Annotated in this window: 14 protein-coding genes; 12 read left to right on the forward strand and 2 right to left on the reverse strand. The window is 64.3% G+C overall.

The annotated features are described in order from the left end of the window. Positions 1-33: 33 nt before the first annotated feature. Positions 34-354 carry a hypothetical protein gene (locus AC0GUR_RS12775; protein ID WP_472877863.1) on the reverse strand — a complete coding sequence of 107 codons (321 nt, stop codon included), beginning with the start codon at positions 352-354 and terminating at the stop codon, positions 34-36. A gap of 384 nt (positions 355-738) precedes the next feature. On the opposite strand from AC0GUR_RS12775, the gene AC0GUR_RS12780 reads away from it, so the two are divergent. From AC0GUR_RS12780 to ilvA, 10 genes are all read left to right on the forward strand, one after another. Next, on the forward strand, positions 739-2,394 hold the full coding sequence (locus AC0GUR_RS12780) for a 2-isopropylmalate synthase (RefSeq protein ID WP_472877864.1): 1,656 nt from the start codon (positions 739-741) through the stop codon (positions 2,392-2,394). Further along, positions 2,391-3,329 (forward strand): branched-chain amino acid transaminase, encoded by a 939-nt coding sequence (locus tag AC0GUR_RS12785; RefSeq protein ID WP_472877865.1) that lies wholly within the window; start codon positions 2,391-2,393, stop codon positions 3,327-3,329. Before AC0GUR_RS12780 ends, AC0GUR_RS12785 begins: the two co-directional genes overlap by 4 nt. Continuing rightward, positions 3,329-4,738 carry a 3-isopropylmalate dehydratase large subunit gene (gene leuC / locus AC0GUR_RS12790; protein WP_472877866.1) on the forward strand — a complete coding sequence of 470 codons (1,410 nt, stop codon included), beginning with the start codon at positions 3,329-3,331 and terminating at the stop codon, positions 4,736-4,738. The genes AC0GUR_RS12785 and leuC overlap by 1 nt, the downstream gene beginning before the upstream one ends. 274 nt (positions 4,739-5,012) lie before the next feature. Then, on the forward strand, positions 5,013-5,597 hold the full coding sequence (gene leuD, locus AC0GUR_RS12795; RefSeq protein WP_472877867.1) for a 3-isopropylmalate dehydratase small subunit: 585 nt from the start codon (positions 5,013-5,015) through the stop codon (positions 5,595-5,597). Further along, the gene (gene leuB, locus AC0GUR_RS12800) at positions 5,594-6,691 is read left to right on the forward strand and encodes a 3-isopropylmalate dehydrogenase (protein ID WP_472877868.1); all 1,098 of its coding nucleotides are present in this window, start codon (positions 5,594-5,596) and stop codon (positions 6,689-6,691) included. The genes leuD and leuB overlap by 4 nt, the downstream gene beginning before the upstream one ends. A gap of 186 nt (positions 6,692-6,877) precedes the next feature. After that, entirely contained in the window at positions 6,878-8,590 is a 1,713-nt protein-coding gene (gene ilvD, locus AC0GUR_RS12805; RefSeq protein ID WP_472877869.1) for a dihydroxy-acid dehydratase, read from the forward strand. Beyond that, positions 8,587-9,606 (forward strand): ketol-acid reductoisomerase, encoded by a 1,020-nt coding sequence (gene ilvC / locus AC0GUR_RS12810; protein ID WP_472877870.1) that lies wholly within the window; start codon positions 8,587-8,589, stop codon positions 9,604-9,606. The genes ilvD and ilvC overlap by 4 nt, the downstream gene beginning before the upstream one ends. A 294-nt stretch (positions 9,607-9,900) precedes the next feature. After that, entirely contained in the window at positions 9,901-11,766 is a 1,866-nt protein-coding gene (ilvB, locus tag AC0GUR_RS12815; RefSeq protein WP_472877871.1) for a biosynthetic-type acetolactate synthase large subunit, read from the forward strand. A 112-nt stretch (positions 11,767-11,878) separates the two neighbouring features. After that, entirely contained in the window at positions 11,879-12,121 is a 243-nt protein-coding gene (gene ilvN, locus AC0GUR_RS12820; RefSeq protein WP_472877872.1) for an acetolactate synthase small subunit, read from the forward strand. Further along, positions 12,118-13,680 (forward strand): threonine ammonia-lyase, biosynthetic, encoded by a 1,563-nt coding sequence (ilvA, locus tag AC0GUR_RS12825; RefSeq protein WP_472877873.1) that lies wholly within the window; start codon positions 12,118-12,120, stop codon positions 13,678-13,680. The genes ilvN and ilvA overlap by 4 nt, the downstream gene beginning before the upstream one ends. Before the next feature lie 71 nt (positions 13,681-13,751). Here the strand turns inward: ilvA and AC0GUR_RS12830 are convergent, their stop codons facing one another. Then, positions 13,752-14,108, reverse strand: coding sequence for a VOC family protein (locus AC0GUR_RS12830; protein ID WP_472877874.1), 357 nt, complete (start codon positions 14,106-14,108; stop codon positions 13,752-13,754). 120 nt (positions 14,109-14,228) lie between these two features. Here AC0GUR_RS12830 and ubiA point away from each other — a divergent pair, with 120 nt between their 5' ends. Both ubiA and AC0GUR_RS12840 read left to right on the forward strand, forming a co-directional pair. Continuing rightward, complete coding sequence (gene ubiA, locus AC0GUR_RS12835; protein WP_472877875.1) at positions 14,229-15,254, forward strand: 4-hydroxybenzoate octaprenyltransferase; 1,026 nt, start codon at positions 14,229-14,231, stop codon at positions 15,252-15,254. Between the two features lie 217 nt (positions 15,255-15,471). After that, positions 15,472-15,900, forward strand: a complete 429-nt coding sequence (locus AC0GUR_RS12840; protein ID WP_472877876.1) for a YciI family protein — start codon at positions 15,472-15,474, stop codon at positions 15,898-15,900. Positions 15,901-15,905: the final 5 nt, after the last annotated feature.

The following is a 15,905-nucleotide window of genomic DNA, read 5'->3' on the forward strand; positions in this document are numbered from 1 at the left end:
TCACCCCAGGCAGGCGGGAGAAGGGAGGACGCGTTACCCGTTCAGCACGGCAGTGTTGGTCTCGATGACCTTGGTGTGGAGATGGGCAACCGCCGTGACCGACGAAATCGGCGGCTCTCCGCCCTTATGCTGGGCCGCACCATACGCCAACGGATGCAAAATGGCCGGTATCCGACCTGCGCAACGAAGCGTTCCGCTCGCCATCCGCACCCGGCGGCGACGACGGTCCGGCCCAAGATTGAGGCTGCCTAAGGACGCCATGGCAAGTCGCCAGTGAGCCTGCCCCATGCCGCGCGAACCCAGCTGCAGCGCGCCCTGGTGATGGATCTGAGCGAACTTGTAAGCGATCGCCATTCTGCCCTCGCCGAAAGCGCCACGGAGCGTCTAGCCATCTGGACGTCCAAATGTGTTCGCCAACACGCGATTTAAAAAATTTCAAAAGAAACTGTTGACAACCCGTTACGGCCCCCATTAGGGTCGATCACATGTCGCAGCGCAACAGCCATGATCGTATAGCCGAACCGATTGGTCCTCCGACCAACGACGGCGCGCGGCGCCTTCGTAACAACCTTCTTCTTGCCCTTGTACTCGTACTCCTTATTACCAACGGAGGTGCGGGCTGAGGGCGTGTGTCCAGGTAGAGCAAAACTAACCTAGATACCAACCAAAGAACCCCGCACCCGGTAACGGATGCGGGGTTTTTTGTTGCCCAACGGCGCGCGCCAGCGGAGCCAAGCAATGACCCCTGAGACGACCAGCAACGAGAGCAGCGACGTGGGCGACGTAGCCGCCGAACGCGTGCGCATCTTCGACACCACCCTGCGCGACGGCGAGCAGGCGCCCGGCTTTTCGATGGATCGCCGGGCGAAACTCCGCATGGCGCATGCGCTCGAGGCGCTTGGCGTGGATGTCATCGAGGCGGGCTTCCCCAGCGCGTCACCGGACGACTTTGCCTCGGTCGCGGAGATCGCCCGCGTGCTGCGCGGCCCCACGGTGTGTGGCCTGGCGCGCTGCGTGCACGGCGACATCGACGCCTCCGCACGAGCGCTGGAAAGCGCCCGCCACTCGCGCATCCACCTGTTCCTGTCCACCAGCCCACTGCATCGCGAGTACAAGCTCAACATGAGCAAGCAGCAGGTGATCGACACCGCCTGTGCCTCCATCGAGCGGGCGAAGCAGCTTTGCCACGAGGTGGAGTTCTCGGCCGAGGACGCCATGCGCACCGAGCCGGAATACCTGGTCGAAGTATTCAGCGCAGCTATCGCGGCGGGCGCCACCACGGTCAACGCGCCCGACACCGTCGGCTACACCACGCCCGCCGAGATCGCCGAACGCTTCGCCTACCTGCGTAAGCATGTGCGCGGTGCGGAGAACGTGGTGTTCTCCAGCCATTGCCACGATGACTTGGGCATGGCGGTGGCTAACAGCCTTGCCGCCGTGTCCGCCGGCGCACGACAGGTGGAATGCACCATCAACGGCATCGGCGAGCGCGCGGGCAATGCCTCGCTGGAAGAGATCGTGATGGCGCTGCGCGTGCGCCCGGGTTACTACGGCGTGGAGACCGGCATCGACACGCGCAAGCTGTATCCCACCTCGCGGCTGCTGACCCAGCTGACCGGCCAGGCGGTACCGCGCAACAAGGCCGTGGTCGGTGACAACGCCTTCGCGCACGAATCGGGCATCCACCAGCACGGCATGCTCAAGCATCGCGGCACTTACGAAATCATGCGCCCGCAAGACGTCGGCATGGGCGAGACCAAGCTGGTGTTGGGCAAGCACTCCGGTCGCCACGCACTGCGCCAGCGCTTGCAGGCCATGGGCCAGGACGTCGATGAAACCGCGATGGACGGCATCTTCGCGCGCTTCAAGGCGCTGGCGGACAAGAAGCGCGAAGTGCACGACGAGGACCTGGAAGCGATTGCGCTGGGCATGGACCCGGAAGCCACCGGCCCCTGGCACCTCGTGCAGCTCAACACCAACTCGCACCTCGGTGGCAGCGCCTCGGCATCGGTGAAGCTCTCGCATGACGCCGGCCACGAAGTGGGCGAAGCCGCCATCGGTGACGGTCCAGTGGACGCTGTGCTGCGCGCGATCGAACGCGCCACTGGCACCACGCTCGACGTCACCCAGTTTCAGGTGCGCGCGGTGAGCGAGGGCGGCGACGCGCAGGGTCACGCCCAGCTCACCGCGCGCCACGCCGAACGCGACTGGCGCGGCTCGGGCGTGAGCACCGACATCATCGAAGCGACGGCGCATGCCGCGCTTGCCATCGTCAACCGTATCGAACGACAGGGTGCTTCGCGTAGCGAGGCCTCCCGTGATGAGAGCTGCCATGGAAGGCCGCCTTTTGACCTTCGCGCGAAGGGACGCGCGCCCAAGGAGACCACCGCATGACCACGCCATTCCTCTGGCACAACGGCCAGATCAAACCCTGGACCGAGGCCACGGTCCACGTCAGCACCCACGCGCTGCACTACGGCTCCTCGGTATTCGAAGGCGAACGCGTCTATGCGACCCCGCAAGGACCGTGCTACTTCCGTCTTGCCGATCACACACGGCGCTTGTTCGAGTCGGCGAAGATCTACGAGATCGAGATCGGTTACACCGAAGACGAGATCAACGCGGCCTGCCACGAAGTGATCCGCGCAAACCGCATGAAGTCCGCGTACGTGCGCCCCATCGTGTTTCGAGGTGCGGGCGGCTTGGGCGTGCTGCCCAAGGGTGACTCGCCGGTGGACGTGGCGATCATGGCGCTGGAATGGGGCGCGTATCTCGGTGATGCCGTCGAACACGGCGCCGACGTGTGCGTGTCCTCGTGGCAACGTCCCGCACCGAACACCTTCCCGAGCTGGGCCAAGGCGGGCGGCAACTACCTCAGTAGCCAGCTGATAGCCCTGGAAGCACGTCGCGGCGGCTACGCCGAAGGCATCGCGCTGGGTCACAACGGCTTGTTGAGCGAGGGCGCGGGCGAGAACCTGTTTCTGGTGAAGAACGGTAAGTTGCTCACGCCGCCGACCAGCGCGGGCATTCTGGCCGGCATCACGCGCGAGTCAGTGATGACGCTGGCTGGCGAGCTGGGCATCGCGGTGGAAGAACGCGACCTGCCCCGCGAAGCCTTATACACCGCCGATGAGATCTTCATGACTGGCACCGCCGCTGAGATCACGCCGGTGCGTTCGGTGGATCGCAAGCAGGTGGGCGCGGGTCGTCCCGGTGATGTCACGCGTGCCTTGCAGAAGGCCTTCTTCGGCCTGTTCGACGGCACCACCAGCGACAAGTGGGGCTGGCTGACGGCTGTGCAGGTTGAAGCCGCGCAGGAGGCTGCGTAATGGCCAAAACACTCTTTGAAAAAGTGTGGGATGCGCATGTCGTGGTACCGGAATCCACCGACACGCCGGCCATCCTCTACATCGACCTGCACCTGGTGCATGAAGTCACCTCGCCGCAAGCCTTCAGTGAATTGCGCGAGCGCGGCCTGAAGCTGCGCCGTCCGGATCGCATGCTGGCGACGCTGGACCACTCGACGCCGACCCTACCCGCTGGCGCGGATGGCGAGCGTCCTTATGCGAATGCAGAGGCCAAGGCTCAGGTATCGCAGCTGGAAACGAACTGCCGCGAGTTCGGTGTCCAATTGCACGGCTGGGACAGCAGTGACCGCGGCATCGTGCATGTGTTCGGCCCTGAACTCGGCGCGACGCAGCCGGGCATGACCATTGTGTGCGGCGACAGCCACACCTCCACCCATGGCGCGTTCGGCGCACTGGCGTTCGGCATCGGCACCACGGAAGTGGGTCACGTGATGGCGACGCAGTGCCTGCTCCAGCGCAAGGCGAAGACGCTGGCGATCCATGTCGATGGCGAGGTGCCCGCCGGCGTAGGCGCGAAGGACCTGATCCTGCACATCATTGGCGAGATCGGCGTGGACGGTGGCACCGGTTACGTCATCGAGTACCGCGGCGCAGCCATCGAGAAGCTCTCGATGGAAGAGCGCATGACGGTGTGCAACATGTCGATTGAAGCGGGTGCCCGCGCCGGACTGATAGCGCCGGACGACACCACCTTCGCATGGCTGAAGGGTCGTCCGCGCGTACCGCAGGGCAAGGCTTGGGATGCCGCCGTGGCGCGCTGGAAGTCACTGCGCACGGATGACGGCGCGACGTACGACCGCGAAGTGCGTATCGACGCGAGCAAGGTGCGCCCCACCGTCACCTATGGCACGCATCCGGGGATGGCCATCGCCATGGACACGCCGGTGCCGGCAGCGCGCAATGCTCAGGAAAAGCGCGCGCTCGACTACATGAAGAGCGAAGCCGGCAAGCCCATGCAGGGTACGCCGGTCGACGTGGTGTTTGTCGGCAGCTGCACCAACTCGCGTCTGTCCGATCTGCGTGAAGCCGCGCATGTGCTGCGCGGCCGCCACGTGGCCGAGGGTGTACGCATGCTGGTGGTGCCGGGTTCCGAAGCAGTGCGTCGTGATGCGGAAAGCGAAGGCTTGCATCACGTGTTCACCGCCGCCGGCGCCGAGTGGCGCGAGCCGGGCTGCTCGATGTGCATCGCAATGAACGGTGACTTCGCGCAGCCGGGGCAGCTGGTGGTGAGCACCTCCAACCGTAACTTTGAAGGTCGCCAGGGCAAGGGCGCGCGCACGGTGCTGGCGAGTCCGGCCACGGCCGCCGCTTCCGCTGTCGCGGGACGCATTGCGGATCCGCGTGAGTACATGACGGAGGTGGCGGCATGAGGCGTACGAGGTTAGTGCTCCCTCTCCCCTGTGGGGAGGCGGCTGGGGTGAGGGGTGGGTGCTCGCGAAAGCCCCTCATTCCCGTCATTCCTGCGAAAGCAGGAATCCAGCGTCTTTACCCCACGCGTGCCGCGAACATGAAAGGTCCCTGGATCCCTGCTTTCGCAGGGATGACGGTGAGGAAATTCAATGTCGCCGCGAGCACCCGCCCCACTCCCCCATGGGATGAGCGTGTGAACGCCTTCGCGTCGTGTCGTCTGTCGGAGATCTGTTAATGCGCCCCGTCACCCGCCTCCACTCCCGCACTGCCGTGCTGTCGGATGAGAACATCGACACCGACCGCATCATCCCTGCGCGCTTCCTCACCACCACCGAGCGCGCAGGCCTGGGCAAGCTGTGCTTCAACGACTGGCGCTATCAGGCCGACGGTAGCGACAACCCGGCGTTTCCGCTGAACCAGGCGCAGGCCAAGGGTTGCTCCATTCTCGTTGCCGGCCGCAATTTCGGTTGCGGTTCCTCGCGCGAGCATGCGCCATGGGCGCTGCTGGATTACGGCATCCATGCCGTGCTGTGCAGCGAAATCGCGGACATCTTCCGCAACAACGCGCTGAAGAACGGCCTGCTCGCCATCGTGCTGGACGAGGCCGAGCACCGCTGGCTGCTGGAACACCCCGGCATCGAACTATCCATTGACGTGCGCGAACAGGTCGTGGCGTTGCCCGACGGCGGCCATATCCGCTTCCAGCTCGAACCGTTTGCACGTCACTGCCTGCTCAACGGCGTGGACCAGCTCGGCTACCTGCAACAGCATGGTGATGAGATCACCGCCTACGAACAACGCGTGGAGAAAGCAGCATGAGAGCACATATCGTCACCCTGCCCGGCGACGGCGTCGGCCCCGAAGTCACTGCTGCAGCTGTGGCCGTGCTCGATGTGGTTGCTGCGCATTACGACCACCAATTCCGCTTTGAAGAGCACGAGATAGGCGGTTGCGCCATCGACGCCACTGGCGAGCCGCTGCCCGCGGCATCGCTGGAAGCGTGCAAGACAGCCGATGCCGTGTTGCTCGGCGCGGTGGGCGGCCCGAAGTGGTCCGACCCGAACGCGCCGGTTCGCCCGGAACAGGGCCTGCTCGCGCTGCGTGCCGCGCTGGGTGTGTATGCCAACCTGCGACCGCTGCAGGTGCATCCGGCGCTGGCCGCACTGTCGCCGCTGAAGAACGACAAGCTGAAGAACGTCGACGTGCTGTTCGTGCGCGAATTGACTGGCGGCGCTTACTTCGGCGCGAAGACGCGCACCATCGACACTGCCATTGATGAGTGCAAGTACACCGTCGCTGAAGTCGAGCGTGTAACGCGTCGGGCGTTCCAGCTGGCACGTGAGCGCCGCAAGCATGTTACCTCGGTGGATAAGGCCAATGTGCTGGAAACCTCGCGCCTGTGGCGCACCACCGTGCAGCGCGTCGCCGCTGAATTTCCCGACGTGAAGCTGGAACACCAGCTGGTCGATTCGATGGCGATGCTGCTGCTGACGCAGCCGGGCAAGTACGACGTGGTGGTCACCGAGAACCTGTTCGGCGACATCCTGACCGACGAAGCCGCTGCACTGGCTGGCTCGCTGGGCTTGCTGCCCTCTGCTTCGCTGGGTGAGGCGAAGGGCGGGTTGTACGAACCCATCCATGGTTCCGCACCGGATATCGCCGGCCAGGGTGTAGCCAACCCCATCGGCGCCATCCTCTCCGCCGCGATGCTGCTACGCCACTCGCTTGGTCTGGAGCAGGAAGCGGCCACGGTGGAAGCCGCTGTGGCCGACGTGCTGGAACAGGGTCCGCACACGCGTGACATCGGAGGCAACGCCAGTACGCAAGAGGTGCTGGAAGCTGTGCTGGCGGCCATCGACGAGCACGCCTGCAATGCGGCGGCGTTCCTGCGTTGGGGGCGGGCATGCGGTTGAACTCCGCGCAGACTTCCATTTCGTCATTCCCGCGTAGGCGGGAGGCGCTTCTTCAACAGCCGAAGGGCTGGTCATCCAGTGCCTTTGCGTGCCATCAAAGGCGCTGGATCCCCGCCTGCGCGGGGATGACGGTGACTTTGAAGGGTGCGGCGCACACGACCCCTCACCCGTTTCCGGAACCCACACATGCGTAGTGACCTCATCAAAACCGGCCCCGACCGCGCACCGGCGCGCGCCATGCTACGCGCCACCGGACTGGACGATGCCGCGATCGCCAAGCCACTGGTGGCGGTGGTGCACACGTGGTCCAACGTGAGCCCGTGCAACCTCAACCTGCGCGAGCTGGCAGAACACGTCGCCGAGGGCATCCGCGCCGCTGGCGGCACGCCCATCGAGTTCAACACCATCGCCGTGACCGACGGCATCGCCATGGGCACGCCGGGCATGCGTGCCTCGCTGATCAGCCGCGAGGTGATCACCGATTCCATCGAATTGGCGGTTGATGGCCACTGCCTCGATGCGATGGTGGTGCTGTGCGGCTGCGACAAGACCATTCCTGCTGCGGCGATGGCGATGGCGCGCCTCGACATTCCCAGCGTTGCGCTGTACGGCGGCACCATCGCGCACGGCACGCACGACAACCACCCCATCACCATCCAACAGGTGTTCGAGGCGGTGGGTGCGCATGGCGCCGGCAAGATCGACGACGCCGAGCTCACCTCGGTGGAACGCGACGCCTGCCCCGGCGCCGGCGCCTGTGGTGGCCAATTCACTGCCAACACCATGGCGATGGTACTGACCACGCTCGGCCTGTCACCGATGGGCTTCAACGACATTCCCGCCACCCATCCCGCCAAAGCGGCTGCCGCGCGTCGCTGCGGTGAACTGGTGATGGATTGCCTGAGGGCAGAACGCACACCGCGCGCGTTTCTCACGGAGACCGCGTTCCGCAACGCGACGCGTATGGTTGCCGCCACGGCCGGTTCCACCAACGCCGTGCTCCATCTGCTCGCCATCGCACGCGAAGCAGGCACGCGCTGGACGCTGGAGGATTTCGAGCCCGCGTCAAAGCACACGCCGGTGATCGCCGATCTGTTGCCCGGTGGCCGCTACACCGCCGTCGAAATGTTCGGCGCGGGTGGCAGTGCACGCGTGGCGCAGGAGCTGATTGCTGCCGGCATGCTGAGTGACGCACCCACGGTGACGGGTCGCAGCCTGTTCGAGGAAGCCGCTGCCGCACCGCGCGCCGAACAGCAGGACGTCGTGCATCCGGTCACGCAGCCGCTGAAGCCGCGTGGCGGCTATTCGATCCTCTACGGCAACCTCGCGCCGGAAGGCTGCATTCTCAAGCTTGCCGGCAAGGGCGCCAACCACTTCGAAGGCCGCGCCCGCGTGTTCGAGAGCGAAGAGCAGGCCTTCGCCGCCGTGCAGGGTGGCACCATCGAGAAGGGTGACGTCATTGTCATCCGCAATGAAGGGCCGGCCGGCGGTCCTGGCATGCGCGAAATGCTGGGCGTCACCGCGGCACTGATCGGTCGCGGCCTTGGCGACGATGTCGCGCTGATCACCGATGGCCGCTTTTCCGGCGCCACCCACGGCTACATGGTCGGCCACATCGCACCGGAAGCGGCACGCGGCGGCCCGATCGCGCTGCTGCACGAAGGTGACCGCATCCGCATCGACGCCGACACGCGCGAAATCAGCACCACCGCCGACCTCGCCTCGCGTCGCGCCAGCTGGCAACCGCCCGCACCCAAGGTCACGCGCGGCGCTTTGGCCAAGTACGTCTCCCTGGTGGGCTCCGCCTCCGACGGCGCCACCACGCAACCCATCGCTTCACGCAGTACGTCCGCCACTCAACACGTCCACGAAGACACGACCGCAGGAGTCACCGCATGAGCAGCAGCAATACCAACGACACGCTGGCCAAGGCCCGCATCGCCGTCCTCGGCTTTGGCAGCCAAGGCCGTGCCCACGCCCTCAACTTGCGCGACTCAGGTCTCGACGTCGTGGTCGGCCTGCGCAAGGGCGGACCCTCGTGGGAGAAGGCGCGCGCCGAAGGCTTTCATGTGGCCGAGCCCGGCGACGCGGTGAAAGACGCCGATCTGGTTGCCGTGCTTACCCCCGACATGGTGCAGCCCACGCTGTACAAGGAAAGCATCGAGCCGAACATCAAGCCTGGCGCTGCGCTGCTGTTCGCACACGGCTTCAATGTGCACTTCAAGCAGATCGACCCGCGCAAAGATATCGATGTGATCCTGGTCGCCCCGAAAGGCCCGGGTGCACTGGTGCGTCGCGAGTATGAAATCGGGCGTGGCGTGCCCAGCATCTGGGCGGTGCACCAGGACGTCAGCGGCCAGGCCGAAGCGAAAGCCAAGGCGTATGCCGATGGTATCGGTGGCGGCCGCGCACTGCTGATCAAGACTGACTTCAAGGAAGAAACCGAAACCGATCTGTTCGGCGAACAGGCCGTGCTGTGCGGAGGCGCCAGCTCGCTGGTGCAGGCTGGCTTTGAAACACTGGTGGAAGCGGGTTATCAGCCGGAGATCGCGTACTACGAAGTGCTGCACGAACTGAAGCTGATCGTGGACCTGTTCTACGAAGGTGGTATCAGCCGCATGCTGGAGTTCGTCTCCGAAACCGCGCAGTACGGCGACTACGTCAGCGGCCCGCGCGTGATCGACGCCGGCACCAAGGCGCGCATGAAGGACGTGCTGAAGGATATTCAAGACGGCACGTTCGCCAACAACTGGATCGCCGAGTACAAGGCCGGCCTGCCGAACTACAAGAAGTTCAAGCAGGCAGATCTCGAGCATCCAGTGGAACAGGTTGGTGCCAAGCTGCGCGCGCGCATGCCTTGGCTGCAGGCGAATGCACCGAAGCCGGCGACGGAGCCGCTGAAGAAGGTGGGTTAAAGCTTTTAGGTCGTCGTTCCTGCGAGGCGCTTTTCAACAACCGAAGGTTGGTCAAGCAGGAATCCAGTGCCTTTTCAGCGCACCGCGAGCAATCACGGGCGCTGGATCCCTGCTTTCGCAGGGATGACGAGCAAAGTGACATCCGCAAGTTTGTTGTTCGACTTAAGAGGGGTGCTTATCCCGCAAACCCGCACTCCCTCTGCCAACCCTCTCCTGCCCTTTCAGGGGAGGGTGTTTTTCCAACACGCATAGCGCCGAGCCATCGGCACACTGGGAAACCCGATCACTGTGAACATGCCACTACCGAAGGACATACCCGCACCATTCTCCACCCACCCGCTCGCCGGCCAGAACATGAGCGGCGCGGAAGTGGTGGTGCAGGTATTGGCCGATGAAGGCGTCGACGTAATGTTCGGTTATTCGGGTGGCGCCATCCTGCCTGTTTATGACGCGGTGTTCCGTTATAACGCCACACACCTCTCGCCGCTGGGCGGCGAGCCGATGCCGCTGATCGTGCCCGCGAACGAACAGGGCGCGGGCTTCATGGCTGCCGGTTATGCGCGAGCCTCGGGCAAGGTGGGCGTGGCCATTGTTACTTCCGGTCCTGGCGCCACCAACATGGTGACACCGGTGCGCGATGCGATGTCCGACTCCATCCCGATGGTGGTGATCTGCGGTCAGGTGCCGACGGGTGCGTTGGGCAGCGACGCCTTTCAGGAGGCGCCGGTGAGCAACATCATGAGTCCGTGCGCCAAGCATGTGTTCCTGCTCACTGACCCGTCGCGGCTGGAAGTGACGCTGCGTACGGCCTTCGAGATCGCACGCAGCGGACGCCCGGGTCCGGTCGTCGTGGATATTCCGAAAGATGTGCAGAACACGTCACTCAGCTTCGCCGGTGAGGGCCACCTGCCGATTCCCGGCTATCGTGCACGTCAGCACGCGATCCAGAATGCCCGCCTGGACGACGCGCATTGCGCCGCCTTCTTCGAGGCGCTGGCAAAAGCGAAACGCCCCTTGGTTTATGCAGGTGGCGGCATCATTGCCGGCGAGGCCTCGGCCACGCTGCGCGCCTTCGTCAAGCAGTTCGGTGTACCGGTAACCACGACGTTGATGGGCATCGGTGCGATGGACACCACCGATCCGCTCGCGTTGCACATGCTGGGCATGCATGGCACCGCGTATGCGAATTACGCGGTGGAAGACTGTGACTTCCTGTTGGCCCTGGGCGCACGCTTTGACGACCGCGTTGCAAGCGTGCCAGATCGCTTTGCGCCGAACGCACGCTTCATCGCGCAGATCGACATCGATCCCGCCGAGATCGGCAAGGTGAGGTCGGTGCATTGGCATCATCAGGGCGACCTGGATGCCACCCTGTCACGCCTGCATCAGTACGGTGTGCACCATGACCACCATTTTGCCGGCGATGGCCGCTATGCGGACTGGCACGCGCATATCGCCGCGCTCAAGCAAACACATGCGCTGAACTATGACCGCGACAGCGCGCTGATCCAGCCGCAGGCGGTCATCGAGGCTATCAACCACCACACACAGGGTCGCGCCGTGATCAGCACCGGCGTGGGCCAGCACCAGATGTGGGCGGCTCAGTATTTCGACTTCCGCGAGCCGCGCCATTGGCTCACCTCGGGCTCGATGGGCACTATGGGCTTCGGCCTGCCCGCCGCCATCGGCGCACAGTTCGCACGGCGTGATGCGGTGGTGATCGACATCGACGGCGACGCCAGCATCCGCATGAACCTGGGTGAGCTCGAAACCGTTACGACCTACGGCCTGCCGGTGAAGGTGGTGGTGCTCAACAACATTGGCGACGGCATGGTGCGCCAGTGGCAGAAACTGTTCTTTCGGGGTCGCTTCGCTTCGTCGGACAAGAGCCTGCACAAGAAGGATTTCATCAAAGCTGCGCAGGCCGATGGCTTCGAGTGGGTGAAGCGACTGGAGCACAGGGACGAACTGGCGGATACCGTCGCCGACTTCCTGGCCTTCGAAGGCCCTGCGTTCCTCGAAGTGATGATCGACCCGGATGCCGGCGTGTATCCCATGGTGGGGCCGGGTGCGACGTATGCACAGATGATTACGGGCGATTTCATTCCGTCGCGTGTGGTGCCGAAGGCTGTTACTGATGCGACTAGCGACATGTTCTAACAAACGTCATTCCGGCGCAGGCCAGAATCCAGCGGCGACAACCTGACACTGAGGCCACTGGATCCCGGCCTGCGCCGGGATGACGGCTCTTATGCGAGGTTACGGAGTTCTTGTGAAACACACCCTATCCATCCTGCTGCAAAACGAATCCGGTGCGCTGATGCGTGTCGCTGGCATGTTCGCCGCGCGCCATTGCAACATCGATTCGCTCACCGTTGCCGCCACCGACGATCCCGAGGTGTCGCAACTCACCCTGGTCATGCATGGCGCGGACGACATGGTGGAGCAAATCATCAAGCAGACGCGCAAGCTGATCGACGTGATCGAGGTCAGCCACCCCGTCGCCACGCCATGAATGCACTTGCTGCCACCAGCGACACATTCGATCGACTGAGCGAGCACGAGCTGCTGCGACAGACGGTGGGTGCGCGCGTCTACGACGTGGCCCGCGAGACATCGCTGGAGGTTGCGCCACTGCTTTCGGCCCGGCTTGGGCAGCGCGTGCTGCTGAAGCGAGAGGACCAGCAACCGGTGTTCTCGTTCAAGCTGCGCGGCGCGTACAACCGCATGTCGCAGCTGGATGCGGAACAGCGGGAACACGGCGTGATCGCCGCCTCCGCGGGCAACCACGCGCAAGGCGTGGCTCTGGCGGCAGCACGGCTGGGCATTCGTGCCGTGATTGTGATGCCAGTGACGGCCCCTCAGGTGAAGGTGGATGCCGTGCGCCGCTTTGGCGGTACGAACGTCGAGGTGGTGCTGGCAGGCGATTCGTACAGCGATGCGCAGGCAGCGGCGGCGCGGCTACAGACCGAGCACGGCTACACCTTCGTGCATCCCTTCGATGATGCCGCTGTCATTGCCGGGCAGGCGACGGTGGGCATGGAGATCCTGCGCCAGCACCCGACCGCGCTGCACGCGATCTTTGTCCCGGTGGGTGGCGGCGGATTGCTTGCCGGTGTGGCGGGCTACGTGAAAGCGCTTCGTCCCGATATCAAAGTCATCGGCGTGCAGACCTGCGACTCCGACGCGATGGTGCAATCGCTGGATGCTGGCGCGCCGGTGACGCTGCCCGAGGTCGGTCTGTTTGCCGACGGTACAGCGGTGAAGCGTGTGGGCGACCTCACTTTCGAGTTGTGCCAGCGTTACGTGGACGACATGGTGCGGGTGGATACCGACGCCATCTGCGCCGCCATCCGCGACGTTTTCCAGGATACGCGCAGCGTACCCGAGCCTGCCGGCGCGCTCGCCTTGGCGGGACTCAAGCAATACGTTGCTACTCACGGTGCGTCTGAGCAGCCGATGGTCGCCATTGTCTCGGGTGCGAACCTCAACTTCGATCGGCTACGCTTTGTCGCCGAACGCGCGGAGGTGGGCGAACAGCGCGAAGCGGTGTTCGCCGTCACCATTCCCGAGGAGCGTGGCAGCTTCCGCCGCTTCTGTGCGGCACTCGACCAACGCAGCATCACCGAATTCAACTACCGCATCGGCAACGCCAGTGAGGCGCATATCTTCGTCGGCGTGCAGACCACGCATCGCGATGAACGGGAGACGCTGATCGAAGCGTTTTGCGCACACGGCTTTGGCGTGCTCGACCTTACCGACGATGAACTCGCCAAACTCCACCTGCGACACATGATTGGCGGTAGCTCGCCACTGGCCCGCGACGAGTTGCTCTATCGCTTCGAGTTTCCGGAGCGTCCCGGCGCGCTCACGCGCTTTCTTGGGCACATGCATCCGGACTGGAATATCAGCTTGTTCCATTACCGCAATCAGGGTGCGGATTACGGGCGCATCCTGGTCGGCATCCAGGTGCCGCAGGACGAGCGTGCGCTGTTTCAGGCGTTTCTCGATACGCTCGGCTATCCGTGCCGCGACGAGAGCGAGAATCCGGCGTATCGGCTGTTACTGCGGTAGTTCGGTCGCGCACAAGTGCGCTCCTACAGTTCGATTTTTTGTAGGAGCGCACTTGTGCGCGACCGCACCTCTCAGGATTCGACAACCTCCAGCTCAAACACATGGTTGTCGTAGTCGCTGAAGTACAGCGCCGTATCCTTCCGCGCCATCTGGTAGTCCAGCGCCAGCTCATCCAGGCGTCGGGCGCAGGCCTGCTGCTCTTCCTTGCTGACGGCAAAGGCGATGTGATCACCATTGCGTGCGGAGGGACCGTTGCCGCGGATCAGGGCAAGCTCCAGACCGGCCAGCGCCACGATGACTTCCGGGTTGGCGTCGTTCGGGTCTTCCTCCCGCACGATGCGTGCGTCGTCGAACACACCGGTGAGCAGGTGGGCCGTGCGCGTGGGATGCGCGACGATCAACGCGATATGGCTCAGGGCTTTGGGCATGACGCAGGGCATCTGGTCCGTGGTGACCGGTCAGTATAGGTCGGTTTGTGACCGTGTTGAGACAGCACACCGGCACCAGGTCACGCCACTCACCGTGGTGATGCACGTTAAACTGAGGGAATGGCCCCGACATCCCGCAAGCGCCAGCGGCGCACCCTGCCTTCGTCCACCACGGCGCGACCCCGGCCGGGGGCTGCGGCGAAATCTGTTGGCGCCGCACAGCCGGAGGACAGCTCCACTCGCGCCACACGCGTGCTCGACTGGCTGTTGCAGAAGCTGCCTGCGCGCTATCGCACCAAGGCGCGCGACTATCTCGTGCTTACCCGAATGGATCGACCCATCGGCGCGCTGCTGTTGTTGTGGCCGACGTGGTGGGCGCTGTGGCTGGCAGCGAAGGATTTTCCGCCAGTGAAGTTGCTGGTGATCTTTACGCTGGGCGTGTTTTCCATGCGTGCGGCCGGTTGCGCCGTCAATGATTTCGCGGATCGCAAGCTGGACCCGCAGGTGGCCCGCACCGCCGGGCGCCCCATTGCAGCGGGCCGCGTGACGCCGCGCGAAGCGCTGATGGTATTCGCCAGCCTGCTGGTGTTTTCGTTTGTGCTGGTGCTGTTCACCAACAAGCTCACTATCTGGTTGTCGTTCGGCGGCGCCGCGCTGGCGGCGATTTACCCGTTCACCAAGCGCTATACCCAGATGCCACAAGTGGTGCTGGGCGCGGCCTTCGGCTGGTCGATCCCGATGGCGTTCGCTGCAGTGTCCAACACGGTGCCGGCCGTGGGCTGGTTGCTGTTTATCGCCAACATTCTGTGGTCGGTGATCTACGACACCCAGTACGCCATGGTGGATCGCGACGACGACATCAAGGCGGGCGCCAAGTCCACGGCCATCCTGTTTGGCGACGCGGACTTGCCGATCCTTGGCATCCTGATGGGCACCTTCCTGCTGGCCATGTTGTTTGTGGGGCAACGCAGCGCGCTCGGTTGGCCGTACTGGCTGGGGCTGCTGGCCGCCGCAGGCTTGTTCGGTTGGCAGATGTGGCGCATCCGTGAACGCAACCGCGATGCCTGCCTGTGGGCGTTCCGCAACAACAACTGGCTGGGCATGGTGCTGTGGATCGGCATCGTGCTGGCCCTGGCCGTTCGCTGAACCCATTCGCCGCCGAGCTCTGTAGGAGCGCACTTGTGCGCGACCGGGCGGCCCGGCGTCTGAGGGCGCGTTGAGGTTGCGGTCGCGCACAAGTGCGCTCCTACAGGTCCTTAGAATTCCTTTGGCCTATCCTGTCGATTCCGGCAGGCGTCGTTCGTCGTCTGCGTGAGAGCCGCCTTCAGGCGGTCCATTCACACCGTTAAGAGGAGCGACAACAATGCGAGTCATGGCCATGGTGCGTTCAACGCGCGCCTCCGAAGCCGGCGACATGCCGAGTGAGAAGCTGCTGGCTGAAATGGGCCAGTTCAATGAAGAACTGGTCAAGGCCGGCGTGATGCTGGCCGGCGAGGGCCTGCACCCCAGCGCGGGTGGCGTGCGCATTCGCTATGAGGGCGACAAACGCACGGTCATCGACGGACCCTTCACCGAAACCAAGGAACTGATCGCCGGCTTCTGGCTGCTGCAGGTCGGCTCGTTGGAAGAAGCCGTCGAGTGGCTCAAGCGCTGCCCCAACCCCTTTGAGGACGGCACGTCGGAGATCGAGATCCGCCGGGTGTTCGAGGCGGAGGATTTTGGCGAAGCATTCACATCCGAGCTGCGCGAGCAGGAAGAACAGCTTCGCGCCAAGATGGCCGAACAGCGCTAACCCAC

It is taken from the genome of Dyella sp. PARNA 12/25 (genome assembly GCF_055702865.1).

Coding starts and splice junctions, on each gene's coding strand:
- AC0GUR_RS12775 (WP_472877863.1), bottom strand. CDS start 354: ATGGCGATCGCTTACAAGTTCGCTCAGATCCATCACCAGGGCGCGCTG.
- AC0GUR_RS12780 (WP_472877864.1), top strand. CDS start 739: ATGACCCCTGAGACGACCAGCAACGAGAGCAGCGACGTGGGCGACGTA.
- AC0GUR_RS12785 (WP_472877865.1), top strand. CDS start 2,391: ATGACCACGCCATTCCTCTGGCACAACGGCCAGATCAAACCCTGGACC.
- leuC (WP_472877866.1), top strand. CDS start 3,329: ATGGCCAAAACACTCTTTGAAAAAGTGTGGGATGCGCATGTCGTGGTA.
- leuD (WP_472877867.1), top strand. CDS start 5,013: ATGCGCCCCGTCACCCGCCTCCACTCCCGCACTGCCGTGCTGTCGGAT.
- leuB (WP_472877868.1), top strand. CDS start 5,594: ATGAGAGCACATATCGTCACCCTGCCCGGCGACGGCGTCGGCCCCGAA.
- ilvD (WP_472877869.1), top strand. CDS start 6,878: ATGCGTAGTGACCTCATCAAAACCGGCCCCGACCGCGCACCGGCGCGC.
- ilvC (WP_472877870.1), top strand. CDS start 8,587: ATGAGCAGCAGCAATACCAACGACACGCTGGCCAAGGCCCGCATCGCC.
- ilvB (WP_472877871.1), top strand. CDS start 9,901: ATGCCACTACCGAAGGACATACCCGCACCATTCTCCACCCACCCGCTC.
- ilvA (WP_472877873.1), top strand. CDS start 12,118: ATGAATGCACTTGCTGCCACCAGCGACACATTCGATCGACTGAGCGAG.
- AC0GUR_RS12830 (WP_472877874.1), bottom strand. CDS start 14,108: ATGCCCAAAGCCCTGAGCCATATCGCGTTGATCGTCGCGCATCCCACG.
- ubiA (WP_472877875.1), top strand. CDS start 14,229: ATGGCCCCGACATCCCGCAAGCGCCAGCGGCGCACCCTGCCTTCGTCC.
- AC0GUR_RS12840 (WP_472877876.1), top strand. CDS start 15,472: ATGCGAGTCATGGCCATGGTGCGTTCAACGCGCGCCTCCGAAGCCGGC.